We start from the raw sequence: 23,697 nt of genomic DNA on the forward strand, positions 1-23,697 counted from the left end.
CCTGCGCCCTTGGCGCAAGGGCGTTATCCCTCGATACGGGTCAGATCAGCAACGCTAGAGCAGACCTTGCGGATCTGGCTCAGCAGGTTCAGACGGTTGCGGCGCAGAATGTCATTATCGGTATTGACCTGCACGTCCTCAAAGAACGCATCCACCGGCCCGCGCAGTGCGGCCATTGCCGCCATCGCTGTCGGGAAATCCTCGGCCTTCAGCGCAGGATCGATCTTGGCCTCTGCCGCGTCAAGCGCTGCAAACAGTGCCTTTTCGCTGTCAGTTTCAGCAAACTTCACATCCGCGCCGTAAGAGTATTCGACTCCATCCTTCTCTTCCGCCTGAGACAGGATGTTGTTCGCACGCTTGAACCCCTGCACGAGGTTCTCTCCATCCTCGGTCGCAATCACCGCATTCAGAGCGCGGGCGCGTTTGACCAGCAGGTTGAGGTCGTCATTCCCCTCCATCGCGATACAAGCGTCGATGACATCATGGCGGATGCCTTCGTCTCGGAGGAAGACTTTGAGGCGGTCGTGGAAGAAAGAAAGAAGATCGTCAGACGCGTCAGGAACCTTTTTCTCAAGCTCAAGAAATGCTGCTGCGGGCGATCCTTCAAGCTTTTCTTTGACAGTCTGGAATGAAGCACCAAAGACACCATGTTTTGCGATTTCTTCCAGGAGATCGCGGATATTCGCTTCGGGTAAAGCCTCATTGATAGCGCGTTCTGATCGAACCAGTTGACTATCGAAAAAACGGTCCAACCGAAGACGCAGATCATTATTCACGATTAGTCGAATTACCCCTAACGCCGCACGACGCAGAGCAAACGGGTCCTTCGAACCCGTGGGTTTCTCATCTATCGCCCAGAACCCGGTCAGCGTGTCCAGCTTGTCGGCTAGCGCCACTGTCACAGACAACGGTGCGGTCGGAACATCATCCGACGGCCCCAACGGCGAGTAATGTTCCTGCGCAACGGCGGCCACTGCGGCATCCTCGCCTGCCGCTTCGATGTAATACCGCCCCATAAGCCCTTGAAGTTCAGGGAATTCATAGACCATTTCGGAGTTCAGATCAGCCTTGGCCAAACGCGCGGCTTTCTCGGCCTGATCCGCATCCGCCCCGACCACCGGGGCAAGTTCTCGGGCCAGCGCGGCAATGCGGTCGATGCGTTCCGCCTGAGTGCCCAGCTTGTTGTGGAAAGTCACATTCTCCAACGCGCGGGTCCATTGGGCGATGTCCGACTTGGCAACGCGCAGGTCGTTCTCCCAGAAGAATTTCGCATCGGCCAGACGGGCAGACAAAACCTTCTGGTTCCCCGCCAGAATGGTTGCGCCGTTATCGGCGGTCTCGCGATTGGCGACGGTAATGAAGCGCTCGATCCGCCCCGTCTTGGGGTTCTTCACAGAAAAGAACTTCTGATGCTCTTTCATCGAGGTCTGCAGTACCTCGGGCGGCAGCTCAAGAAACTCCTCGTCGATCTGCCCCATCAGCACAACGGGCCATTCAACCAGACCGGCAACCTCGGCCAGCAGCCCCTTGTCGTCGACGACTTCCAGACCTGCGGCGAAGGCCATGTTCTGGGCATCGTTCCAGATATGTTCGGCACGTTCTTCGGGCGACAGCACCACGAATGCGCGTTTCAGCTTGGCGGCATAATCCTCGAACGAGGTCACCGTAAACCGGTTCGGGGCCATGAAACGATGGCCCTCAGTCGTATCACCGGACGTGATCCCTTCGATCGCAAGCGGCACGACCTGCGCGCCTGCTTCATCGGTCAGGATGCACAGGATCGAGTGCAAGGGCCGTACCCACCGCATCGATCCAGCCCCCCAGCGCATGGATTTGGGCCAGGGGAAGTTTCGAATGGTAGCTTCTAAGACCTCGGCGATGATTTCAGCTGCTGGACGACCCGCCTTTTCAATGGTGGCGAAATACACTGCGCCTTTGGGCGTGTCGCGCTCTTCCAGCTGGTCTCGGGTCAGTCCCGCGCCGCGTAGAAAGCCTTCGATGGCTTTGTCAGGCGCGCCGACCTTTGGGCCTTTGCGTTCTTCGCGGATTGTCGGGCTTTCCGCCAGCAGGCCTTCAACCGCCAGCGTCAGGCGACGCGGCGTCGTCAGTGCAGCGGCAGAGGCATAGGTCAGACCGCCTTCGACCAGACCATCGGTGATCCGCTTTTTCAGGTCTTCACCGGCGCGGGTCTGCATGCGCGCGGGGATTTCCTCGGAAAACAGTTCGATCAGCAGGTCGGGCATTTTCGGTCCTTAGAAATTGACAATCGTCTGGATGACGATGGCATTGGCGATGTCCACAAAGAATGCGGATACAAGGGGCAGTACGATAAAGGCAATAGGCGACGGGCCATATCGCTTGGTTACAGCGGTCATATTTGCGATAGCTGTGGGGGTAGCACCCAGAGCGAACCCCCCGAACCCGGCGGCCAGAACGGCGGCGCGGTAATTCGATCCCATCAACGGAAACAGAACCCAGATCACGAACACCACGGCAAAGAGGGTCTGGGCGGTCATGATTACTGCTATCGCAAGGCCAAGTTCGGCAATGGTCCACAGTTGCAGGCTCATCAGCGACATCGCCAGAAATGCACCAAGCGCGAATTCCGAGATCAGCGCCAGCGAGGGCGTGCGTGAGACCGGCTTGGCATTCGGCGCGAACATGGCGCGGAGATTGGCAATCACGATCCCCATGATAAGGCAGGGCACAAACAACGGCAGTTTCAGCCCTGCGGCGCTGATTGCTTCGCTCAGGATCGCGCCTGAAATGATCGCGAGGTTGAGGTACAGCAGCACCCGCATGATTGTCAGATGATCAATCTCGGATTTCTGGTCGACCTCATTGGGCAAACCCACCGTATGCTCTTCCCCGGGTCGTTCGGGGCTGAGCTTGCGTCCTTCGATCAGCAGCCGCGCAATCGGCCCCCCGACCAAAGCGGCCAGCACGAGACCCAATGTGGCCACGGCCACCCCCAACTCGGTTGCGCCACTCAAACCGGTGGCGCCCGCAACTTCGGGGGCCCAGGCGATCGCAGTTCCGTGCCCCCCGATCAGCGCAGCAGACCCGAACAGCACCCCGGCTTGCGCCGGATAACCGAACATCGCGGCCCCCACTGCGCCGATCACGTTTTGCGCAACGATGGTCAGAAGCGTCAAAATCAGAAGCAAAAGCAAAGGCTTGCCGCCCGCGATCAAATCGGACAGACGGGCATTTAGACCAATTCCGGCAAAGAACAGAACCAATAGGAAATCTCGCGCGGTCAAGCCAAAGGATAGCTCAATGCCGAAACCAAGATACAGCGCCAATACCACGAGCGAGGCCAGAAGGCCCCCAGTTACCGGCTCGGGGATGTTGAAGCTGCGCAATTGTGCGACACGGGCGTTGATCTCTGCCCCCAGCAGATAGACCGCAAAGCCCAGCGTTGCTGTCAGGAACTCCGGTATCTCAACGACCATCCCCATCTGCATCAGCCCTCGGGCCTGGGTGGGCACTCCTCGCCCACAACCGTGCCGTCATAGGCTTTTTCACCGCAATTGTTCAGCGCATGCCAGACGTAGCCTTTGCCATCCTGTGTAATGGCAACGATCCGGTCGACACCGTAATGGATGTTCTTGGTGCCCAAGAAAGCCTGTGCTTGACCCGATTTCAATACGTCGGCCAGCGCAACTGCGTCGTAGCAGTCAAACCACCCTGGCGCGGTCAATGGCTCGGGGTTCTCGACAGGGGTAAAATCCACCATTTGATCCGGCCTCAACTCGGTTTCGAAACAGGCCCGATACCGGATCGGAGAACTGTCGGCGTCAATGGCCTTAAACCCAGTATAGGCGATGGCTTCGGGCGCTTCCGCCCCTTGCGCCAGCAGGACCACATCCTGGCCCGGGCGCGGTTCTACCTCATAATAGAACCCATAAACCTGCAGGTAATACATGCCAGCACCGGCCAGAACGCCAGACGTCAAAAGGATTAGCGCAACCAATTTTCCAGTCATCGTTTACGCCACCTCTTTCAAGTTCATAGAAAATAAGACAGGTTCCCAAGCAGTACGGTCAGAAACGAGGCTACTCGCATGGAAACCACTCTTGCCGTCGGATTCTTTGGCGCGCTTTTTGCAATCATGAATCCGATTACCAACTTGCCTGTGTTCCTGAGTGTTACGCAAGACCTGCCCATTTCGGATCAACGCAAAGTGGCTGTGAAGACTGCGCTTTATTGCACGATCCTCGGTGGCGCCTTCGCTGCGATCGGCAGTCAAGCGCTTGGGCTCTTTGGCATCAGCGTCGATGACCTGCGCGTCGCCGGTGGCCTCGTTGTACTGATGATCGGCCTGAACATGCTGAACGGGAACGAGAGCAGCTCGCATCACGGAACCGACGGAGAAAAGAAATCCTATCCCGCGCCCGAGACCGTTGCGTTCTATCCCTTGGCTTTTCCCATTCTGGTCGGCCCCGGAACAATCACAACACTGATCCTTTATGCGCACCACATCAAAACCCCGGTCGAAGCCGTTGTCTATGCAGGTGTATTTCTGTTCGTGGTGGCCTTGCTTTTGATCACGTTCTGGAACGCATCGGCGTTGGCTAAGCGGCTGTCGGACAATGCTCGCGTGATAATGAGCCGCTTCATGGGCATGATTCTTGCGGCTATCGCAATCAGCATGATCGCAGACGGCCTGAAGGCGTTGTTGCCCGGACTGGCCTAGGCGCTGCATCAAACTTCGAACCCGGCAGCCTCGGTCTGCACGAACGCATCGGCGCATTGCTTGGCCAATGCGCGAACGCGGCCGATATAGGCCTGTCTTTCGGTAACCGAAATCACCCCGCGGGCGTCCAGCAAGTTGAAGATGTGGCTGGCCTTGATGCACTGATCATATGCGGGATGCGCCATGATGATGCGCTTGCCCGTCTTCGGGTCGTCATGTTCCTGCGCCAGAATGGTCGCGCATTCGGTTTCAGCCTCTTCGAAATGACGCAGCAGGACCTCGGTATTGGCAATATCGAAGTTCCAGCGGGCGTATTCCTCTTCGGTCTGCTTGAAGATGTCGCCATAGGTCAGCGGGCTGGGCGACTGAGGATCGTTGAAGGGCATGTCCATCACATGGTCGATGCCCAGCACATACATGGCCAGACGTTCCAAACCATAGGTCAGCTCACCCGAAACCGGCGCACAGTCATGGCCGCCGACCTGTTGGAAATAGGTGAACTGGCTGACTTCCATGCCGTCACACCAGACCTCCCATCCCAGACCCCACGCACCCAGAGTGGGGCTTTCCCAGTCGTCCTCGACAAAGCGGATGTCGTGCAGATCCATGTCGATGCCGATGGCCTCGAGGCTGCCCAGATACAGTTCCTGCAAATCAGGCGGACTGGGTTTGATCAGCACCTGGTATTGATAGTAATGCTGCAACCGGTTCGGGTTTTCGCCATAACGTCCGTCTGTCGGGCGACGCGAGGGCTGAACGTAGGCCGCTGCCCAAGCCTTGGACCCCAAAGCGCGCAACGTGGTTGCTGGATGGAACGTACCTGCGCCGACCTCCATGTCATAGGGCTGGAGGATCGCACAGCCTTTCGACGCCCAATAGGACTGAAGCCTTAGGATAATCTCTTGAAATGAACGTGGTGCGCTATTGGGTTCGGTCATGACAATTCCCTTGGACGCCCAAGCGCCCGGTTCCGGTGGGTTCGGCCCTTCCTATGCAAGGCATCCAAGGGCGTCAACGGGCCAATCGGCCACTCTGTCGCTGAGCGGCCACACACAGAATTCCCCGTATTCCGGGCATGGCAATCGGACCACGATTCCGCGTAATCTGCGCCAAAGTGAAAACACTGCAGAACACGGGCAGACAATGACACGCGAATTTACGGTTATTACATTCTTTATCCTCTTCGGCCTGCGCGCCGCTTTTGCCCAGCAAGATGCGGGCGTCTTTGTTCAGATCGAGGCGCAGCCGTCGCTGCGCGAGGCGCAGGAACGGGCGCAGGTCTATGCGAACGCACTGCCCGATGTGAACGGGTTTCGGCTGAATTCCGGCTGGTATGCCATTGTTATCGGGCCCTATTTACGCGACGACGCCGAACAGGTGCTGCGCGTTTACCGGGCCGAGCGTCAGATCCCATCGGACAGTTTCATCGCATTCTCCAGCGCGCTGGGGCAACAGTTCTGGCCCATCGGTGCCAACATCCTGAACCGCGGCGTCGTCACCGCCCCGATCCAGCCCGAGCCGCAACCAGAGCAGCCCTTGGCCGGTCTTACCCTGCAGGACGCAGATGAAACCCGTTCGCAGGCTCTGCAGGGCGAACGCCTTTTGACCGCGCAAGAGCGCAGAGACTTGCAAACCGCGTTGCAGGCAGCCGGGTTCTACAATTCAACAATTGACGGAGCCTTTGGTCAGGGCACCCGCCGCTCGATGGGCGATTGGCAACGTTCCAACGGGTTCGACGCGACTGGCGTTCTGACCACGCTGCAGCGCAAAACCCTGATGGATGACTACAACGCTCCACTGATCAGCGTCGGGATGGCACGCTATTCCGACCCGCAAGCCGGGATCGAACTGGATATGCCAATGGGCGTCTTGGGCTTCGAACGTTACGAGGCACCCTTTGCCCATTTCAACCCCACTTCTGATCTGGACGCCAAGGCGCTGCTGATCTCGCAGGAAGGCTCTGCCGCAACCCTGCGGGCGCTCTATCAAGTGATGCAGTCGCTTGAAATCGTTCCTCTGGACGGTGAGCGCAGCCGGCGCGGCAACAGCTTCACGATTGAAGGGCGCGGAAATGGCATGACCTCGTTCACGCAAGCAGCTCTGAAAGACGGCAAGATCAAAGGTTTCACGCTGGTCTGGCCTGCCGGGGATGAGGCTCGCCGCGCCCGAGTTCTGGCCGCGATGCGCGCAAGCTTTGCCACGACCGATGCCGTACTGGATGCCGGTGCTGGAGCGGATGCTGACCAGCGCATCGATTTGATGTCAGGACTGCAAATCCGCAAACCGCGGCTATCGCGATCGGGCTTCTTCGCCGACGCTGATGGTACGGTTCTGACGGTCACCGAGGCCGCTGAAAGCTGCACCCGCATCACGCTGGACGGTGACCAAGAGGTTCAGCTGGCTTGGCAGGATGCCGACCTTGGTGTCGCTGTGCTGCGTCCTAGCAAGACCCTAGCCCCGATCAGTGTTGCCGAGTTCCGCGCGGGCGTTCCGCGTATTCAGTCTCAGGTCGCTGTTTCGGGCTTTTCTTACGAAGGCGCATTGGGTGCCCCTACTCTGACCTTTGGCGAAATCGCTGATATCCGCGGCCTGAATGGAGAAGATGGCGTCAAACGCCTTGCACTGTCCGCCCAGCCCGGCGACGCGGGAGGACCTGTCTTTGACGATAGCGGCAGCGTTGTTGGCATGTTGCTACCTGCCCCTTCCGATGGGCGTACCCTGCCCGACTCGGTCAGCCTTGCGGCGAATGTGGCACGTCTGACCGAAGTTCTGACCAAGGCGGGCATCTCAGGTCAGCCCGCGCAAGGCTCAGCCCAGATTTCACCCAACGAACTGAGCCGCAGAGCCAACGGAATGACCGTTCTGGTGCACTGCTGGGACTGAACAATCAGGTTCAGGGAAAAGGCGCTGCACGAAGGTGCACGCCTTTTTTCATTGGTTTACAGGATATCCGGTGTGACCCGTATCAATGTGGGAACCTCGGCCTGAAAGGCGGCGCGCACTGCGGCCTGCATCTCATCCAGCGTTTTCGGTGCAGCTGACAGCGCCCCGAACGCCTCGGCCAGTTTGCAGAAATCCGGGTTTCGCGCGATCACCGCATTAGGCGCGATCTGTCCGCGCACCATGCTCTCTTCAATCTCTTTGAGTTTACCATTATCCCACAGAATGATGGGTAGCGGCAGGCCGAGTTCGACAGCAACCCCAAGCTCTTGCATTGTGTAGTGAAAACCATAGTCACCCGCGATGACCGCTGTGGGTTTGCCCCGCCGTGCTACTGCACCACCGATCCCGGCTGGCAGGGCGTACCCCAGCGTGCCAAATCCAGTCGGGTGGTGCCAATGATAAGGAAAGCCCATGTCCCAGACTTCTTTCGCGACATACGCGAATTGAGTCATGTCCGAATAAATCATCGTATCCAAGGGCATGGCCGCCCTGAGTGCATCGACCACGGGGACAATGCCCGGGCGCTCGGCGTCCACCTCGGCCCGCCAGCGCGCGCGCGCCTCGCGCACCTCGTCCGCAGACCAACCAGCGGCTGGTTTTACCTGATCGGACACTGCCCACAGCGCATGCGCAAAACTCTCACCATCTGCCTGCAGTTTGACAGCCGCACGATGGTGGTCTGACAGCACTTGCGGGTCCAGATCAACACGCACCATAGTTGCGTTGTGGCCCAGATCATGGCGCCACAGATCAACCTCGCCCAGTTCAGCACCGACAACAACGACAAGATCAGCCGAGGCAATTACTTTGGCGCTGCCCGGTCGTGGCAGCATCGATCCGAAATCCAGCGGATAATCGGACCCGGCCAGCCCGCGACCGGCATAGGTCGTGAAGCACGCCGCCCCCAACTGGGTCAGGATCTGTCGCCAAAGGTTAGACCGGCACCCGCCGCCTAATATGAACAAAGGCCGCTGCGCGATATTCAGCAGCGACAGAACCGGTGCCACATCCGGTGGAACAGTCTGGTTGCGCAAGGCAGGCTGGTTTGGAAAAGGTGCAGGCGCTGCCTCGGCCTCCAATTGCGCGATGGGTACCTGAATGTGTTTCGGTCGCGGGCGCGACAGCTCAAACTCTTCGAAGGCGCGCTCGATCAGACCATAGGCAGCCTTGGCATCGTTCGCCTGACAGGACCAGTCTGTAACTGTCTCGGCCGCAGCGCGTTGATCCTTCATCTGATGCAATTGGCCACGCAGTGCTTGTGTCTCTTCGAGGCAAGAAGACAACACCAGCATCGGCACCGAATCCGAATAAGCCTGCCCCATCGGCGTCATGATGTTGCACAGGCCCGGTCCGGTGATCACATAGGCCACCCCCGGCTTGCCAGACGCGCGGGCATATCCATCGGCCATGAAACCGGCCCCCTGCTCGTGCCGGGCCAGAACATGCGTGATCCCGGCCTCTTCGATACCGCGATACATCTCCTGATTATGCACGCCTGGTATGCCAAAGATCACGTCAACGCCACGATCCTTAAGCATGTGCGAGATCTGCGCCCCAAGGGGTCGTTTCATTAGCCTCTCCAGAATTGAACGGTAAAGATTGCGTAGACAGCCAGCAGTTCAAGGCGTCCGACCAGCATCCCAATCGTCAGCAGCCACTTGGCACCGTCATTCAGCCCCGCAAAGTTGCCTGCTGGCCCGATCTGTTCCCCCAGTCCCGGCCCCACATTAGCCAGTGCCGTCGCGGCCCCCGATACCGAGGTGATAAAGTCCAACCCAGTCAGGGCCAGCGCCCACGACAGAACCCCCATCGATAGTGCAAAGAACATGAAGAAACTCATGACCGAGGTCAGCACGTCGCGACTGATCGGTCGTCCATCATAGCGCGGCACGAACACACCATGCGGCGAACGAATTCGGCTGAGCTGGGTTTTAATCGACGCAAACAGCAATTGATAGCGGAACACCTTGATCGAACACGCGGTGGACCCCGCGCAACCGCCAATCAATCCGATCAGGAAGAACAACATGACCGGAAAACTGCCCCAGCCCATATAGTCGACACTCGCGTACCCGGTGCCCGAAATGATCGATGTGATGTTGAACAGCGACTCGCGGAACGCCTGCTCCCAATGGTGCGGAAAGACCGAAGTCAGGAAGATCGACATAATCACAACCAGAACCACGATGGTTGCCAGAAACGCCCGAATCTGGCTGTCTTTCCACAACGAGCTTGTGTGACCATTGGCCAATTGCACATACCGCACAAATGGCAGCGCCGCGAGGATCATGAAGATGGCAGCGGCATATTCCAGAGGTCCCGAAAACCGGGCGAAAGAACTGTCATAGTTTGAAAACCCGCCCGTCGCGATTGTGGTCATGGCATGTACGACGGCGTCAAAAAAGCTCATGCCGAAACCGGCATAGACCAATGCGCAGACCACCGTCAGAAATACGTAGATCAAGGAAATCTGCCCTGCGATCTCTTGCGCGCGGGGCAGAATTTTCCCCATGGTTTCAAACCCTTCCGAGCGGAAGATCTGCATCCCACCAACGCGCAGCTCGGGTAGGAACACCATCGCCACGACGATGATTCCGATGCCCCCCAACCATTGCAAAACGCCCCGCCAGAGCAACAAGCCCTGTGGCAATTCGTCGAGCCCCGAGATCACGGTTGAACCTGTGGTGGTCAGCCCCGACATCGCCTCGAAATAGGCATCGACGAAACGCAGTTCAGTTTCGCCGAACAGAAACGGAATTGCGCCAAAAACCGGCAACGCCACCCAGACACCCGAGGTCAGCAAAAAGGTCTGACGGATGGTCAGACCTTCGCCCACCCCGTTGGAACAACTCATCGCAAGAACACTGCCGGTCAGCAGTGTGATGACCGCGCTTTCAAAGAAAACATGCCACTCGCCCCGCCCCTCGATCATGTCGACAAGCATGGGCAGCAGCATGGTCGCCCCTAGAATGGCGACCAGCAGGCCAATCACATATCCGACCGGGCGAAGATCCATCATGACGGGCAGCGTTGGCGCGCCAGCTCGACGGTGTCAAGCAGATGATCCGTGTTAACTGTCGGATTTTATCTCAACGCCCGGCATCGCGGGTGGCTTCGACGGGGCGCGTGCACGACGCGGTGCCGGTTTGGCCTGCTCAGCCGACGCAGCTGCGGGTTTCTTCGTCGCAGGTTTTGCAGCGGCAGGTTTCGGAGCCGCTTTGGCCTGAGGCGCAGCTTTTGCCGGGGCGGGCTTGGCCGGGGCGGGCTTAGCTACCGCAGGTGCCTTGGGCGCCGCTTTTGCCGTGTTTGCTGATGCTTTCGGCGCTGCGGCTGCCGGTTGCGCCTTGGCTTGTGCTGAAGATTTGAACTCCGCAACCGGCTTGGCCGCCGTTGATACTGGCTTGGCCGCTTTCGAGGTGGGTTTCGCAGATACGTTGGCCTTCGCCGGTGCTGCTTTCACAGCCGTTTTGGCGGCCGGGGCCGCCTTGGGTGCAGCGGCCGCAACCTTGGGAGCCGCCGTTTTCGGCGCTGGTGCCGCCACAGGCTTAGCCGCCGCCTTCGGCTTTGGTGCTGCTTTGGGTTTCGGCGCGGCTTTAGGCTTTGCTGCAACCTTGGCTTTTGCAGCCGGTCTTGCTGGCTTTCGCGTTGCTGGGGTCGCCGCTTTGCGGGCAACCGGTGCGGGTGCCTCGGCTGTCTTCAATCCGTGCAGAGGTGTCATCGGCAGATCAAACGCCGCGCGGGTCATGATCTGCATGATCTCAATCTGACTGGCCATTGCGTAACCGGCCATCCGGATGGCCGCTGCCTGAAACTCAAGCGGTTGAGTAATCGGATTCATTGCATGTCTCTCCTGATAAAACCGAGGCAGCGGGTAGATGAGTAAAGGACCCCGCCCGCCCCAATCGTCCGGGCGGATTTGCAGGTTGGCGGTCCAAGGCGTTGCACGTCCCGGTTTCCTTTCGGGCTGCGCGACCCGGTTTTTACGGATGCGCAGCAGCTGCACTCGGGGACAATCTAGCGCAATTCAGGGTGCAGATGCAGCATTTCTTGCTGCAATGCGGCAAAAAAGCGCCCATGCAGGATTTTTGACTGTTTTTCCAGCAGCTTCCGCAGGGTCAATCAGCCCACATGAAACAGCGTCGTGAACAAACGCGGGTCCAGGCTCGCGGTTTCGAAGGTTGGACCTTCGGTTAGAATCGAGACCGCATCATGGCTGTGCAGGCTTTCCTGATGGCTGGCGATCACACGGAAATCGCCGACATGATGATCGGCCTGCAGCTCGGCGCAGAAAAGACGCGCGGCATCTTCCACGAATATGGGATTGGCAGCGTTCAGTTCGGCAAAGGCCTGTTCATCTTCGCGCTTGACCATCACCTGAGTTTCGGTTGGCACCGCGCGGCGGCACAGCGCGATCAGATCTTCGAACCACAGACAATCGGCGTTGCAATCGATAACCACCGAAATCCGCGCCACCGAGCGCTGGGAATGCGGCGTCGCCAACTGCCCGCGGGTTGCGCGCGCGTGTTCGCTCAGTTCCAATGAACAGGGGCATGTGGACGAATAGACATAGTCCAGATGCATAATCTTCAGACGTTCTCCGCCTTGATCAACCAGTTCCAGCGCGATGTCGTAATACTGGTATCCGGACAAGCCCGAACGCAGGCTCTCAATCCGATCGGGATAGGAAAACCGCATCTGTATGCGCGCATCCAAACTATCCAGATCAGTCAGATAGTCGTTCAGCGCTGCCTCCATCACCTCAAAACTAAAGGTGCGCTCGGCGTGCTTGTAGAAGGACCGCATGATACGAGACATGTTGATGCCCTTCTTCTCGGCCTCAAGGCTGACAGACCCGGTGACCGAGGTCTCAAGTGTCAGCTCGGCACCGCTTTTGCGATGGAACCGGATCGGCAGGCGGAAATTCGAGATGCCGACATGCTGGATTTGCTGCTTCGAACCCCGGATCAGGCTGGATGGACCGTTTTGCAGATCCGGCAATGTGGCCTTGTAGGCTGCATCCGCCTCGAACTCGTGGGGATATTCGCGCGACAGGGCTGGATAGTTTGACGGCAACAGCCCCGGGACAAGCTGCGCAATGGCCGGGTCCAGTTGACTGATCTCGGCCGCCGAGGCTGATTTCGCCCATTCGCGCAGCACCTTGAGCGCTGCTGCGGCCTGATCGTGATCGGGTGTCTCGTTGATGTCGCGCGGATGAATGTTCATTGGCACGGATCCCTTGCTAGGCCGACGGTTATATACCACCGAGGTTTAATTACCATTCCGGAACGATACGCGCCAAATATCATCCCGGATCGAAATTAGATGGGAAAAACCGTCACTTTTCAACCAAAAGCGCCCGATCAGGCGGATCACACCCGCCTGATCATGGGTCATAGGCGCTGTCCTAGCTCTGCGAGGCGGCCAAAGCGCGTTCGATATCCGCGAGCAGATCATCGGCATCTTCCAGCCCCACCGAAAGGCGGATCAGGCCCGGCGTGATACCCAACTCATCGCGTTGTTCGTCGCTCAGACGCTGGTGCGTTGTGGTGGCCGGGTGCGTTGCGATCGACTTGGCATCGCCCAGATTGTTCGAGATCACAGGGATCGTCAGCGCATTCAGGAAAGCAAACGCCGCCGCTTTGCCGCCCTTGATGTCCAGCGATAGAACCGTACCGCCCTTGCCGCCCAGCTGCTCTTGCACCAACGCGTTTTGCGCATGGGTTCTCAGCCCGGGATACAGCGTCCGCTCCAGCGCCGAATGCCCTTCCAAAGCTTCTGCAATCTTCTGTGCGCTGTCAGCTTGCGCATTCACACGCAGGGCCATGGTTTCAAGACCTTTGACCATGATCCAAGCGCTGAACGGGCTAAGCGCACCGCCGGTGTGCTTCATGTAAGGCTCGACCGTGCCACGGATGAATTCCTTGGTGCCGATGATCACGCCGCCCAGCGCCCGGCCCTGCCCGTCGATATGCTTGGTCGCCGAATAGACCACCACGTCGGCTCCCTGTTCGATCGCGCGCGAGAACACGGGTGTCGAGAACACGTTGTCCACGATTACAACCGCACCCACCGCATGGGCCAGCTTAGACACGGACGTGATGTCGATCACTTCAAGCGTCGGGTTCGACATGGATTCAAAAAACACTGCCTTGGTGTCAGGCCGGATCGCGGCCTCCCACGCGTCCAGATCGGTGCCGTCTACAAAGGTCACCTCAACGCCATAACGCGTCAGGATGTTTTCGAGGATATACAGACAGGACCCAAAAAGCGCCTTGGCTGAAACCACATGGTCGCCCGCCTGCAGCATCGAAGTCAGCGCACCGTTCACAGCGGCCATACCTGAAGCGGTGGCAAACGCATCCTCGCCGCCTTCCAAAGCTGCGATACGCTGCTCGAACATCGACACGGTGGGGTTGCCGTAGCGGGCATAGATGAACTCATCCGGGCCGCTTTCGATAAACCGGGCCTCGGCCTGCTCGGCGTTTTCGTAGACAAACCCTTGCGTCAGAAAGATCGACTCAGAAACTTCATTGTACTGACTGCGACGGACGCCGCCATGGACGGCTTGGGTGCGTTTGTTCCAGCTCTCGCTCATCTCATTCCTTTCAGCCCCGCATTGGAGGCAAACAAAAAACCCCAGACGCGGCCAAGCGAAAGGGGTCTTTCATCCTGACCTTTTAGCGGTGTTGTTTAACGTGGCCCGCAATCCGGTAACAAATCGCCACATGAATGAAGATGCGTTTACGCCCCGCCCCGGAACACGTCAAGCCCGACTGATCACCGGTCACGCTTTCGTAACACGGCCGGGCGCGCTCTTGCCGTTTGTGCAGAAAGCTTCATGATCGCCCAAACTCAAGGAGGCCCCATGATTGATCTCTATTTCTGGCCCACGCCCAACGGCTGGAAAGTGTCCATCGCTCTGGAAGAGATGGAGCTGCCCTACAAAACCCACTTAATCAACATCGGCAAGGGCGACCAGTTCGATCCCGAGTTTCTAAAGATCTCGCCCAATAACCGCATGCCCGCCATCGTCGACCCGGACGGCCCTGGCGGCGCGCCTGTTTCGGTCTTCGAAAGCGGCGCGATCCTGATGTACCTCGCCCGCAAGACCGGGCGATTCTACGGCAATTCCGAACGTGACAGGATCGCAGTCGAGGAATGGTTGATGTGGCAAATGGGCGGCGTTGGTCCGATGGCCGGCCAAGCGCATCACTTCCTTAAATACGCCCCACATCTGGACCCGCCACAAGACCATCCCTATCCGAAAGATCGCTATCGCAGTGAGGTCGGGCGTCTCTACGGCGTTCTCGACCGGAGGCTGGTCGAAAACGAATACGTCGCGGGCGATTTTTACTCCATTGCCGATATGTCGATCTGGGGCTGGGCGAGCCTATGGGAAGGCCAGCAACAAGTGCTTGAGGATAAACCGCATTTTACCCGCTGGCTGGACATGATGAGCGCTCGTCCCGGCGTTGAGGCAGGTCGCGCACTACATGCGGAGTTGCGTGGCGATAACCGGGACAAGCAGGCGCAAAGCAATTTGTTCAAGCAGTAGGACTTCGCTGCTATACTGTCATCTTGAACAGAAATAGGATATTATTCAGCCCCATCCGATGCGCCCAACGCAGGGGCACCGAGAAAGATAAGGATGCAATTGATCGGACCTGCAAGGGAACGAGTAACTTCATGCGAGTTTTAGCCCTTTCGTTTATCGTATGCGCGGGTATTGCAAGTGCCGCACCGGATTGCGAGGAACCCGCGCAGGCGCAACCTCACGAACTTGTCGCCCTTGAACCGCCCGTTGAACTAGACGTGATCATAGAAGAAGCCGTCGATGGGCCTCCTAAACGAGAGTTGACGGTTTCCGCCAGACCACGACTGCGCCCCTGCAAATTTCGTCAGATTGAAATCGGGCGAGATCGTATGCGTCAACGCGGCGCGGTATGTGGCGACTGGACCATACTCGGCGAGAACCGAAAGCCTTTTACAGGTAAGTTTCGGGAGTGCGGCATAGCCGATCCAGTGCTTATCCGCATGGTGTCTAACATCTTTCTCAGCCAGTTGGCACTGATGGATTGCAAGACGGCCATTACGCTGAAGACATGGTTGGAGAATACGGCCAAACCGGCCTTTGCGGACCAAGGAGGCGGCCTGAAAGGAATACGCTTGGCTGGTCATTATGCGTGCAAGACACAGAACAATCAACCGCGCGCACGGATTTCAGAACATGCACGAGGGCGCGCGATTGATATTTCGTCCTTCATATTGATGGATGGCACCGTGATTACCGTGCTTGACGGCTGGGGCGACGAAGGGTCAAGCGACGTTATGCGCGAACTTCACGCAGGTGCATGCGGATTGTTCGGAACGGTGCTTGGCCCCGACGCGGACCACAATCATAAAGGGCATTTTCATTTAGATACTGCTCGCCGCGGCAAGGGCCCTGTTTGCCGCTAGCCTGTTCCTCCTGCCCCTGCATCAAAGCATATTGCTTGCCCTAGATATGCGCGATCATATGGGTCACCAAACTCACCAGCTGCATCCGGCTCGTGATCCTTAGTAGGCGTCCCGAGTTCAAGGTACGGCGGAAGCGTTCGCAGATCTCGCTCCAGACCAACACATTTACGATGTCCATCTCATCCTCCAGCTTGACAAATTCACAACTTGGTCGTCCCAGGCCTTTGCCACGGGATCACAACCCGGCCACTGCCATCAGCGCCCTCTATGACGGATTGTTCAGCCGGATAATGGGCAGGCAAGCAGGTGGGCATGGACAGTCCCAGTTTGAATCCGCAGGGAAAATAGAGGCAACAAGCGTGAGAACATATAGGGAACAACCTACAGGAATGTCCAGACGTGGCATCATGAGATGCAGATGATGCTGGAAAGACCAAGCGCCCTTCACTAATGAAGACTCCGACACATGCAAAAGGAAGACGCAAGCAATGGCAAAGATCACCTATGTCGAGCACAGCGGTACCGAACATACAGTCGACGTCGCCAACGGGCTGACGGTCATGGAAGGGGCCCGCGACAACAACATCCCCGGCATCGAGGCCGATTGCGGCGGCGCCTGCGCCTGCTCGACCTGCCACGTCTATATTCATCCTGACTGGGTCGAGAGAATCCCCGCCAAGGACGACATGGAAGAAGACATGCTGGACTTCGCCTATGAACCCGACCCGACCCGCTCGCGCCTGACCTGCCAGATCAAGGTCACCGACGCGCTGGATGGTCTGGTTGTGCAGATGCCCGAAAAGCAGATCTGATGCACTCTGATGCGCCGCGCCAGCCCAACCGCCTTTGGCACCGTCGGGCGCGCGGCGCTGTTCTGATGGTTTGCATTTGGCTAACGGGGAATATGCCCGCAGCCAGCGGCGAAACCAAAGTATCTGCTCGCTTCACGGAACCAACAACGCGCTACGCCCATGGGGTGCTTGGCGACGCCGTCGAATACGGTGCTTTGGAAATCGACGTCGGAACAAGTATTTCCTCGGCGGCAAAGCGAAAAGCCGATAGCTCCAAACGCTCGACCGTTACAATACGTCTGCCCGAAGACCGCGTATTCGAAGATCTTGCCCCACGCCTGGCCGATATCGATCAGGACGGGTTGCCCGAAGTCATCGTTGTAGAGACCCAGCAGCATACGGGTGCTCAACTGGCGATCTATGACGTCAATGGTCAAAAAATCGCCGCCACCCCCCATATCGGCACGCGCAACCGCTGGCTCGCCCCCATCGGTGCCGCCGATCTGGACGGTGATGGTCATGTCGAGATCGCCTATGTCGACCGCCCACACCTTGCCAAAACTCTGCGCATCTGGCGTTACAAAGACGGTGAACTCATTGAAATCGCCACAATCCCTGGCCTTACCAATCACAGGATCGGAGAAGATTTCATTTCAGGCGGCCTGCACCAATGCGAAACGCACCCAGAGCTGATCCTCGCCAGCGCCGACTGGTCGCGGATCATAGGCGTCTCGTACAGCAAGGGCTGGCGACAAAAAGACCTCGGACCACTCAACAGTCTCACAGATCTTACCAACGCACTAAAGTGCTGATCCGATCTTCATCTGGCCATAAATACCTCGGGGAGCGCGAGGGGCTGGCCCCTCGCCCCGAAATCATCAAGCCGGGCGCAGCCCGACAGCTGAGTTAAAGCGCGCGCCAGCCGATGTCGCGACGGAAGAACCCTTCGGGCCAATCAACACCTTCAACCATGTCATACGCCCGGTCGCGTGCGTCTTTCAGCGTTTCCCCACGCGCAGTCACATTCAGAACGCGTCCACCCGCGGCCTGAACCTTTCCATCAGCCGCCTTTGTCCCCGCGTGGAATACCATGTTGCTACTATCCTCGGCCAGATCGCCCAGGCCGTTGATCACAGTGCCTTTTTCATAAGAACCAGGATACCCCTTTGCCGCCATCACGATCGTGATGGCGTGATCGTCGGCCCAGTTCACCCGCGTCTCAGCCAAGCGACCCTCGGCCGCCGCGTGCATCAGGTCCATGGCCTGAGCGCCAAGGCGCATCATCAGCACCTGACATTCGGGATCTCCGAACCGCACGTTGTACTCCACTAATCTGGGCTGACCATCCTTGATCATCAAACCTGCGTAGAGCACACCCTGAAACGGTGTCCCGCGCCGCTTCATCTCGGCCACCGTCGGACGCACGATCTGATCCATCGCAAGGGCCTCGATCTCGGCGCTCAGCACCGGGGCCGGAGAATAGGCGCCCATCCCCCCAGTGTTCAGCCCGGTATCGCCCTCGCCGACGCGCTTGTGATCCTGCGCTGTGCCGATCGACAGGATATCCTCTCCGTCACAGAGCACGAACAGAGACGCCTCCTCGCCCTCCATGAACTCCTCGATCACCACTTCGGCCCCCGCGCCACCAAAGGCTCCGCCGAACATGTCGTCAATCGCGTCCAGGGCGGTTTGCTCGTCCATCGCAACGATCACGCCCTTCCCGGCAGCCAGCCCATCGGCCTTGACCACGATCGGGGCCCCCTGCGCACGGATGTATTCCTTGGCGGGCTCAGCCTCGGTGAACCGGGCATAACCCGCCGTCGGCGCGCCGGATGCGTCACAGATTTCCTTGGTGAAACTTTTTGAGGCCTCCAGCCGCGCCGCTTCTGCCGAGGGCCCGAAAACCAGCACACCCGCTTCGCGCAGCCGGTCAGCAACCCCTGCAGCCAAAGGCGCTTCGGGGCCAACGATCACGAAATCAATCGCGTTTTCCTCGGCAAAGTTGACCACAGCACCGCCATCCTCGATATCCAACGCCGCGCACTCTGCGATCTGGGCGATCCCGGCATTCCCCGGCGCCACAATCAGGCGATCACATTTGGGGTTTTGCATCACCGCCCAAGCCAGACTGTGCTCGCGTCCACCGCTGCCGAGAATGAGGATATTCATGAAACGCTCCGATCTGCTTGGCCTTGCCTGCGCGGCGTTCTAAGCTGCGCAGAGATTTGACACAAGGCGCTGAAATGACCGACCTGCTAGATGACCCGATTCCGGGTCAGAACACCCCCGAATACACTGTCTCGGACATCTCGGGCGAGGTGAAGCGCACGCTCGAGGGCACCTTTGGCCGAATCCGTGTGCGTGGAGAAGTGGGCCGCGTGTTCAAGGCCCGCTCGGGTCATCTGTATTACGACATAAAGGACGACCGGAACGTGCTGGCCTGCACAACTTGGAAAGGGCAGATTTCTGGTCTTTCAGTTGTTCCCGAAGAAGGCCTCGAGGTTGTCGTCACCGGGCGCCTGACAGCTTTTGGAGCCCAGTCGAAATACAACCTGAATGTCGATGAAGTCGCCGTCGCCGGGCAAGGCGCGCTGATGGCATTGCTGGAAAAGCGCAAAAAGCAGCTCGAATCCGAAGGCTTGTTTGCGGCTGAACGCAAGAAACCCCTGCCCTACTTGCCGCAGATCATCGGCGTTGTCACTTCGCCCTCCGGTGCGGTGATCCGAGACATCTTGCATCGGCTGCGTGATCGGTTCCCGCGCAAAGTACTGATCTGGCCCGTCGCGGTTCAGGGGGCAAACTGTGCCCCCGAAGTGACCCGCGCCATCGAAGGCTTCAATCAACTCACACCGGGCGGGGCCCTCCCGCGACCCGACCTGATTATCGTCGCGCGCGGCGGTGGGTCCATAGAAGACCTCTGGGGCTTCAACGAAGAAAGCGTCGCGCGCGCGACTGCAGCCTCAGAAATCCCGCTGATCTCGGCCGTCGGGCACGAGACGGACACCACCCTGATCGACTATGTCTCGGACCGCCGCGCGCCTACGCCAACCGCCGCTGCCGAACTTGCCGTACCGGTCCGCATGGAACTGCTGGCTTGGACCAACGAACAAGGGGCCCGCCTGTCGCGCGCCTCAACGGATGCCGTGCAACGCCGCAGCCAGCGTCTGCGCGACCTGTCCCGAGCCCTGCCCCGCCCCGATACACTGCTGGAAAGCCCGCGCCAAAGGCTCGACCAAATCTCGGAACGCCTGCCCAACGCGCTGATCCGGGGTGTTCAGAACCGCCGCGTCAAACTGCTGGACAGTGCGGCGCGTCTGCGCCCCTCGACCCTGCGCAGCTTTGTCGAAACCCGCCGCGATCGCTGGCGCAACCTGTCCTCACGCCTGTCACTGCGCCCGATCCAGCGCGAGCTGGAAACACGGCGCGACGCTCTGAATCGCCTATCCGAACGCCTGAACACCGGGCAATCCACGCGATTGGACCGCCTGCGCCAGCAGATGGACGCCACCGACCGCCTACGTGAAACGCTGAGCTACAAGGCGACGCTCGGGCGTGGCTACGCCGTCGTGCGCGCCGAAGGAGAGGTCATCACAACCAAAGCTCAAGCCTCCGGTCACGCTGTTCTTGAGATCGAATTCGCTGACGGTCGCCTCAGGACCGGGGCTGCGGGCAAGGCGCCACCCAAGAAATCCAAACAGGCACCTCCTGATCAGGGATCGTTGTTCTGACCGATGTTGACGATCTGGGGCCGTAATACATCCTCGAACGTTCAGGCCCTAATGTGGTGCGTGGGTGAGCTTGGCCTAGAATACCAGCGTCACGATCTTGGCCATCGCTTCGGCGGGCTGGACACTGCAGCGTTTCGGGCACTGAACCCAAACAAAACCATCCCCGTCCTGCAAGATGGCGACAACCCACCGCTTTGGGAAACCGGCGCCATCCTGCGATATCTGGCCACCCAATATGGCGAACAGGCATTCTGGCCTTCAGATCCTGCCCGGCGCGCCACGATCGACAAATGGGCCGAATGGGCGAAACTCAACGTGGCGATGGCGTTTACCGTTCCGGTGTTCTGGCAAATTGTGCGAACACCCGTTGAACAGCAGGACCAAACAGCGATCCATCGGGCCGTCAGCGATTTGGAAATCAAACTGGCAATCGCAGACAAGGAGCTGGACCAAAACACGTTCCTTGCGGGTGAGCAATTTACACTGGCGGATATACAGTTCGGCCACGTCCTTTACCGCTACTACGATATCGACATCATCCGCGCACCGTTACCGCATCTGCGTCGATACTATGAACGGCTAACCGAAAGGCCCGCGTTTCAACATCACGTCATGCTGGACTATGAAGACCTGCGACCATTTCAGACCCCGACATCCGGTCCGTAGCACAACATCTCTTCGCCAATATCCTCGGCCTCGTACAACTCGGTCGCTGTCGGATCGCCCTCGAATTGTGCGATCAAACCGCCCCCGGATTGCCAGAAAACCCAGCATTGCGGCGCCAGTTGATCCTCATAGATGAAACAGATCTGATCTTCCTGCTCGTACCAAACTCCGTTCATGCAATTGCCATCCAGAAATGACCAGATGACTCGGCGGTCTGGCAGATACCGTTCAACCCCGTAGGCCTGCCCATCGAACCCGTAATACAAGGTCTTCCCACGCGTATACGCATCGAATTCAGGCCCTGTCAGAGGCGACTGTGCCGCAACGGGCTGAGCGAAAAGGGTCAGCAGAATCATGCAAGTTCGGATCATGGTCACACTGTGTCAGAAGCAACCCACAAGTGCCATTCAACCTTTCCACATCGTGGCGATCGGCAAGATAACTCCACGTCACGCCTTGATGCACCGCCGAGATCATGGCGATGATTGCCTCAAAAACATCGGGGACGCACCATGACGACACTTCTTTTCTGGATTGCGGCGGCCTGCGCGCTGACCTACCTGCCACTTACTACGCGCCCGGCCGGCACCCTGCGTAGCACGCTGAAAACAGCATCGGTCGTGCTGCTGGCAGGTGTCGCCATACTGGCAAGCGCGCCATGGCTCCTGATCCTCGCCCTCACCTTCTGCGCGATAGGCGATGCCCTTCTGTCACGCGAAACCGACAGCACATTCATGGCAGGCATCGGTGCATTTGCTGCGGGGCATATGGCCTATATCGCCTTGTTTTTGATGAGCCCCAGCAGCAACCCTGAACTGATCTTCGACCACCCCGCGATCTTCTGGTCCCTTATCATCCTGGGCATCGTTATGGCCACGCTGCTCACCCCCCGCGCCGGAGACCTCAAAATCCCCGTCCTCGCTTATATTCCAATCATCCTGGGCATGGGCATCACCGTTCTTGCCCTTCCCGAAACTGGAGCCTTACGCTGGGCCCTTCCCGCCGCGATGGCCTTCATCGCCTCGGACCTGGCGCTTGCGACTGAAAAGTTCCTGCTACCTGCCAATCACCCGCCCCTGAAGCTTACGCCCTATCTGGTCTGGCCGCTTTACTGGGCTGCCCAAGCCGGGTTTCTGATCGCCTTCACCTGACCCTTTGCAACTGCCTTCAATCCACATTAGGTGAGGGGAACACCTGCGGAGATCAAAAATGGCGTTTTTCTCAAAGCTCAAGGACAAGCTGTTCAAATCCTCATCGCGCCTCGAAGAGGGGCTGGATGCAATTGTCGAGGATGGCGGCGAGGAAACCCCAAATCCTGATCCGGTGATCCCCGAACCTGAGCCCGAACCGCAACCGGTTCCCGAAGTGCCGGAACCCACGCCCGCGCCCCAACCGGTCGAGCCGCCCGCTCCGATCCCGGCTGATCCCACACCGGCGCCTCCACCCCCAGAGGTTCCGGAATCCAAGGGCTTGATGGGTCGCCTGTTCGGCCGAAATGAATCCAAGACCGTTGTCCGCCGCACGCTGGATGACGACATGCTGGAGCAACTCGAAGAGCTTCTGATCGCCTCGGATATGGGTGTCGACACCGCCTTGCGCGTTACGTCCAACATGGCCGAGGGCCGCTTTGGTCGCAAACTCTCGACCCAGGAAATCAAACAGCTGCTGGCGCAGGAGGTTGCCCGCGTGATGGAACCCGTGGCCAAACCAATGCCGATCTACCCCAAACGCCCGCAAGTGGTGCTGGTTGTTGGCGTCAACGGTTCGGGCAAAACTACGACAATCGGTAAGCTTGCCAGCCAGTTCAAAGCCGCCGGCAAGAAAGTCGTCATCGCCGCCGGAGACACATTCCGCGCCGCCGCCGTCGAGCAGCTGCAGGTCTGGGGTGACCGCGCAGGCGTTCCAGTGCTCACCGCCCCCGAAGGCTCCGACCCTGCTTCGCTGGCCTTTGATGCGCTGACCAAAGCGCAGAACGAAGGTGCCGACCTGCTGATGATCGACACAGCAGGCCGCCTGCAAAACCGCGCCGACCTGATGGAAGAGCTGGCCAAAATCGTCCGCGTCATCCGCAAGGTTGACGACACCGCACCGCACAACACTCTGCTGGTGCTGGACGCCACCACCGGGCAAAACGCCCTCAGTCAGGTCGAAACCTTCCGCAAACTGGCCGATGTCTCGGGCCTCGTGATGACCAAACTGGACGGAACCGCCAAAGGCGGCGTGCTGGTCGCCCTCGCCGACAAGTTCGGCCTTCCGATCCACGCCATTGGTGTCGGTGAGCAAATCGACGACCTCGCCCCGTTTGATCCCGAAGAATTCGCCGCCGCCCTTACGGGCCTACAATCCTGATCCGCCCCTTCATCTGGCCGAAAATACCTTCGGGGGGCGTGGGGGGCAGACAGCCCCCCACTCT

22 protein-coding genes and 1 riboswitch are annotated in these 23,697 nt (G+C 58.8%); of the genes, 10 read left to right on the top strand and 12 right to left on the bottom strand.

What is annotated here, in order from left to right; genetic code table 11:
- Positions 1–23 precede the first annotated feature (23 nt).
- From glyS to ACRZ9U_RS12920, 3 genes are read right to left on the bottom strand one after another with little or no spacing between them, the layout of a single operon-like run.
- On the bottom strand, positions 24–2,243 hold the full coding sequence (glyS, locus tag ACRZ9U_RS12910) for a glycine--tRNA ligase subunit beta (protein ID WP_170404991.1): 2,220 nt from the start codon (positions 2,241–2,243) through the stop codon (positions 24–26).
- 9 nt (positions 2,244–2,252) lie between these two features.
- Entirely contained in the window at positions 2,253–3,461 is a 1,209-nt protein-coding gene (gene gltS / locus ACRZ9U_RS12915) for a sodium/glutamate symporter (protein ID WP_170406398.1), read from the bottom strand.
- A gap of 5 nt (positions 3,462–3,466) precedes the next feature.
- Complete coding sequence (locus ACRZ9U_RS12920) at positions 3,467–3,988, bottom strand: DUF6446 family protein (protein WP_170393507.1); 522 nt, start codon at positions 3,986–3,988, stop codon at positions 3,467–3,469.
- Between the two features lie 78 nt (positions 3,989–4,066).
- Here ACRZ9U_RS12920 and ACRZ9U_RS12925 point away from each other — a divergent pair, with 78 nt between their 5' ends.
- Positions 4,067–4,699: a MarC family protein gene (locus ACRZ9U_RS12925; RefSeq protein ID WP_170404988.1), complete on the top strand. Its 633-nt coding sequence runs from the start codon at positions 4,067–4,069 to the stop codon at positions 4,697–4,699.
- Positions 4,700–4,707: 8 nt separating this feature from the next.
- Here the strand turns inward: ACRZ9U_RS12925 and ACRZ9U_RS12930 are convergent, their stop codons facing one another.
- Positions 4,708–5,637, bottom strand: a complete 930-nt coding sequence (locus ACRZ9U_RS12930) for a glycine--tRNA ligase subunit alpha (protein ID WP_170404985.1) — start codon at positions 5,635–5,637, stop codon at positions 4,708–4,710.
- 205 nt (positions 5,638–5,842) lie between these two features.
- On the opposite strand from ACRZ9U_RS12930, the gene ACRZ9U_RS12935 reads away from it, so the two are divergent.
- Positions 5,843–7,582: a serine protease gene (locus ACRZ9U_RS12935; protein WP_170404982.1), complete on the top strand. Its 1,740-nt coding sequence runs from the start codon at positions 5,843–5,845 to the stop codon at positions 7,580–7,582.
- Between the two features lie 56 nt (positions 7,583–7,638).
- On the opposite strand, the gene ACRZ9U_RS12940 is transcribed toward ACRZ9U_RS12935, so the two are convergent.
- The 5 genes from ACRZ9U_RS12940 to metZ form a co-directional block, all read right to left on the bottom strand.
- On the bottom strand, positions 7,639–9,213 hold the full coding sequence (locus ACRZ9U_RS12940; protein WP_170404979.1) for a thiamine pyrophosphate-binding protein: 1,575 nt from the start codon (positions 9,211–9,213) through the stop codon (positions 7,639–7,641).
- Positions 9,213–10,661, bottom strand: a complete 1,449-nt coding sequence (locus tag ACRZ9U_RS12945) for a TrkH family potassium uptake protein (protein ID WP_170393516.1) — start codon at positions 10,659–10,661, stop codon at positions 9,213–9,215. The genes ACRZ9U_RS12940 and ACRZ9U_RS12945 overlap by 1 nt, the downstream gene beginning before the upstream one ends.
- A 51-nt stretch (positions 10,662–10,712) precedes the next feature.
- Positions 10,713–11,480 carry a transcriptional regulator gene (locus tag ACRZ9U_RS12950; protein ID WP_170404976.1) on the bottom strand — a complete coding sequence of 256 codons (768 nt, stop codon included), beginning with the start codon at positions 11,478–11,480 and terminating at the stop codon, positions 10,713–10,715.
- A 281-nt stretch (positions 11,481–11,761) separates the two neighbouring features.
- Positions 11,762–12,865: a GTP cyclohydrolase FolE2 gene (gene folE2 / locus ACRZ9U_RS12955; RefSeq protein WP_170404973.1), complete on the bottom strand. Its 1,104-nt coding sequence runs from the start codon at positions 12,863–12,865 to the stop codon at positions 11,762–11,764.
- 181 nt (positions 12,866–13,046) lie between these two features.
- Entirely contained in the window at positions 13,047–14,237 is a 1,191-nt protein-coding gene (metZ, locus tag ACRZ9U_RS12960; RefSeq protein ID WP_170393523.1) for an O-succinylhomoserine sulfhydrylase, read from the bottom strand.
- Between the two features lie 62 nt (positions 14,238–14,299).
- Positions 14,300–14,377, bottom strand: a riboswitch (SAM riboswitch).
- Between the two features lie 130 nt (positions 14,378–14,507).
- Here metZ and ACRZ9U_RS12965 point away from each other — a divergent pair.
- Together ACRZ9U_RS12965 and ACRZ9U_RS12970 are read left to right on the top strand one after the other, a co-directional pair.
- A complete protein-coding gene (locus ACRZ9U_RS12965) occupies positions 14,508–15,197 on the top strand; it encodes a glutathione S-transferase N-terminal domain-containing protein (protein WP_170404970.1) in 690 nt (229 codons plus the stop codon).
- Positions 15,198–15,328: 131 nt separating this feature from the next.
- The gene (locus ACRZ9U_RS12970; protein ID WP_170404967.1) at positions 15,329–16,099 is read left to right on the top strand and encodes an extensin family protein; all 771 of its coding nucleotides are present in this window, start codon (positions 15,329–15,331) and stop codon (positions 16,097–16,099) included.
- Positions 16,100–16,139: 40 nt separating this feature from the next.
- On the opposite strand, the gene ACRZ9U_RS12975 is transcribed toward ACRZ9U_RS12970, so the two are convergent.
- Complete coding sequence (locus ACRZ9U_RS12975; RefSeq protein ID WP_170404964.1) at positions 16,140–16,277, bottom strand: error-prone DNA polymerase family protein; 138 nt, start codon at positions 16,275–16,277, stop codon at positions 16,140–16,142.
- A gap of 310 nt (positions 16,278–16,587) precedes the next feature.
- On the opposite strand from ACRZ9U_RS12975, the gene ACRZ9U_RS12980 reads away from it, so the two are divergent.
- Positions 16,588–16,911: a 2Fe-2S iron-sulfur cluster-binding protein gene (locus tag ACRZ9U_RS12980; RefSeq protein ID WP_170404961.1), complete on the top strand. Its 324-nt coding sequence runs from the start codon at positions 16,588–16,590 to the stop codon at positions 16,909–16,911.
- A complete protein-coding gene (locus ACRZ9U_RS12985) occupies positions 16,911–17,702 on the top strand; it encodes an FG-GAP repeat domain-containing protein (RefSeq protein WP_170735303.1) in 792 nt (263 codons plus the stop codon). Before ACRZ9U_RS12980 ends, ACRZ9U_RS12985 begins: the two co-directional genes overlap by 1 nt.
- A 94-nt stretch (positions 17,703–17,796) precedes the next feature.
- Here the strand turns inward: ACRZ9U_RS12985 and purD are convergent, their stop codons facing one another.
- Positions 17,797–19,059, bottom strand: coding sequence for a phosphoribosylamine--glycine ligase (purD, locus tag ACRZ9U_RS12990; protein WP_170393534.1), 1,263 nt, complete (start codon positions 19,057–19,059; stop codon positions 17,797–17,799).
- A gap of 74 nt (positions 19,060–19,133) precedes the next feature.
- On the opposite strand from purD, the gene xseA reads away from it, so the two are divergent.
- Together xseA and ACRZ9U_RS13000 are read left to right on the top strand one after the other, a co-directional pair.
- Positions 19,134–20,618, top strand: coding sequence for an exodeoxyribonuclease VII large subunit (xseA, locus tag ACRZ9U_RS12995; protein ID WP_170404956.1), 1,485 nt, complete (start codon positions 19,134–19,136; stop codon positions 20,616–20,618).
- A gap of 3 nt (positions 20,619–20,621) precedes the next feature.
- Positions 20,622–21,284: a glutathione S-transferase family protein gene (locus tag ACRZ9U_RS13000; RefSeq protein ID WP_170404953.1), complete on the top strand. Its 663-nt coding sequence runs from the start codon at positions 20,622–20,624 to the stop codon at positions 21,282–21,284.
- Here ACRZ9U_RS13000 and ACRZ9U_RS13005 read toward each other — a convergent pair.
- Positions 21,260–21,655, bottom strand: coding sequence for a hypothetical protein (locus ACRZ9U_RS13005; RefSeq protein WP_170404949.1), 396 nt, complete (start codon positions 21,653–21,655; stop codon positions 21,260–21,262). The two genes, ACRZ9U_RS13000 and ACRZ9U_RS13005, sit on opposite strands and share 25 nt — an antisense overlap.
- A gap of 141 nt (positions 21,656–21,796) precedes the next feature.
- Here ACRZ9U_RS13005 and ACRZ9U_RS13010 point away from each other — a divergent pair, with 141 nt between their 5' ends.
- A complete protein-coding gene (locus ACRZ9U_RS13010) occupies positions 21,797–22,435 on the top strand; it encodes a lysoplasmalogenase (RefSeq protein ID WP_170404946.1) in 639 nt (212 codons plus the stop codon).
- Between the two features lie 58 nt (positions 22,436–22,493).
- On the top strand, positions 22,494–23,633 hold the full coding sequence (gene ftsY / locus ACRZ9U_RS13015; RefSeq protein ID WP_170404941.1) for a signal recognition particle-docking protein FtsY: 1,140 nt from the start codon (positions 22,494–22,496) through the stop codon (positions 23,631–23,633).
- The last annotated feature ends 64 nt before the right edge of the window (positions 23,634–23,697 follow it).

It is taken from the genome of Ruegeria sp. D7, assembly GCF_056534355.1.

What these genes read in the sequence shown, in the direction of transcription:
- glyS (WP_170404991.1), bottom strand. Translation starts at nt 2,243, where the DNA reads ATGCCCGACCTGCTGATCGAACTGTTTTCCGAGGAAATCCCCGCGCGC.
- gltS (WP_170406398.1), bottom strand. Translation starts at nt 3,461, where the DNA reads ATGGGGATGGTCGTTGAGATACCGGAGTTCCTGACAGCAACGCTGGGC.
- ACRZ9U_RS12920 (WP_170393507.1), bottom strand. Translation starts at nt 3,988, where the DNA reads ATGACTGGAAAATTGGTTGCGCTAATCCTTTTGACGTCTGGCGTTCTG.
- ACRZ9U_RS12925 (WP_170404988.1), top strand. Translation starts at nt 4,067, where the DNA reads ATGGAAACCACTCTTGCCGTCGGATTCTTTGGCGCGCTTTTTGCAATC.
- ACRZ9U_RS12930 (WP_170404985.1), bottom strand. Translation starts at nt 5,637, where the DNA reads ATGACCGAACCCAATAGCGCACCACGTTCATTTCAAGAGATTATCCTA.
- ACRZ9U_RS12935 (WP_170404982.1), top strand. Translation starts at nt 5,843, where the DNA reads ATGACACGCGAATTTACGGTTATTACATTCTTTATCCTCTTCGGCCTG.
- ACRZ9U_RS12940 (WP_170404979.1), bottom strand. Translation starts at nt 9,213, where the DNA reads ATGAAACGACCCCTTGGGGCGCAGATCTCGCACATGCTTAAGGATCGT.
- ACRZ9U_RS12945 (WP_170393516.1), bottom strand. Translation starts at nt 10,661, where the DNA reads ATGATGGATCTTCGCCCGGTCGGATATGTGATTGGCCTGCTGGTCGCC.
- ACRZ9U_RS12950 (WP_170404976.1), bottom strand. Translation starts at nt 11,480, where the DNA reads ATGAATCCGATTACTCAACCGCTTGAGTTTCAGGCAGCGGCCATCCGG.
- folE2 (WP_170404973.1), bottom strand. Translation starts at nt 12,865, where the DNA reads ATGAACATTCATCCGCGCGACATCAACGAGACACCCGATCACGATCAG.
- metZ (WP_170393523.1), bottom strand. Translation starts at nt 14,237, where the DNA reads ATGAGCGAGAGCTGGAACAAACGCACCCAAGCCGTCCATGGCGGCGTC.
- ACRZ9U_RS12965 (WP_170404970.1), top strand. Translation starts at nt 14,508, where the DNA reads ATGATTGATCTCTATTTCTGGCCCACGCCCAACGGCTGGAAAGTGTCC.
- ACRZ9U_RS12970 (WP_170404967.1), top strand. Translation starts at nt 15,329, where the DNA reads ATGCGAGTTTTAGCCCTTTCGTTTATCGTATGCGCGGGTATTGCAAGT.
- ACRZ9U_RS12975 (WP_170404964.1), bottom strand. Translation starts at nt 16,277, where the DNA reads ATGGACATCGTAAATGTGTTGGTCTGGAGCGAGATCTGCGAACGCTTC.
- ACRZ9U_RS12980 (WP_170404961.1), top strand. Translation starts at nt 16,588, where the DNA reads ATGGCAAAGATCACCTATGTCGAGCACAGCGGTACCGAACATACAGTC.
- ACRZ9U_RS12985 (WP_170735303.1), top strand. Translation starts at nt 16,911, where the DNA reads ATGCACTCTGATGCGCCGCGCCAGCCCAACCGCCTTTGGCACCGTCGG.
- purD (WP_170393534.1), bottom strand. Translation starts at nt 19,059, where the DNA reads ATGAATATCCTCATTCTCGGCAGCGGTGGACGCGAGCACAGTCTGGCT.
- xseA (WP_170404956.1), top strand. Translation starts at nt 19,134, where the DNA reads ATGACCGACCTGCTAGATGACCCGATTCCGGGTCAGAACACCCCCGAA.
- ACRZ9U_RS13000 (WP_170404953.1), top strand. Translation starts at nt 20,622, where the DNA reads ATGTTGACGATCTGGGGCCGTAATACATCCTCGAACGTTCAGGCCCTA.
- ACRZ9U_RS13005 (WP_170404949.1), bottom strand. Translation starts at nt 21,655, where the DNA reads ATGATCCGAACTTGCATGATTCTGCTGACCCTTTTCGCTCAGCCCGTT.
- ACRZ9U_RS13010 (WP_170404946.1), top strand. Translation starts at nt 21,797, where the DNA reads ATGACGACACTTCTTTTCTGGATTGCGGCGGCCTGCGCGCTGACCTAC.
- ftsY (WP_170404941.1), top strand. Translation starts at nt 22,494, where the DNA reads ATGGCGTTTTTCTCAAAGCTCAAGGACAAGCTGTTCAAATCCTCATCG.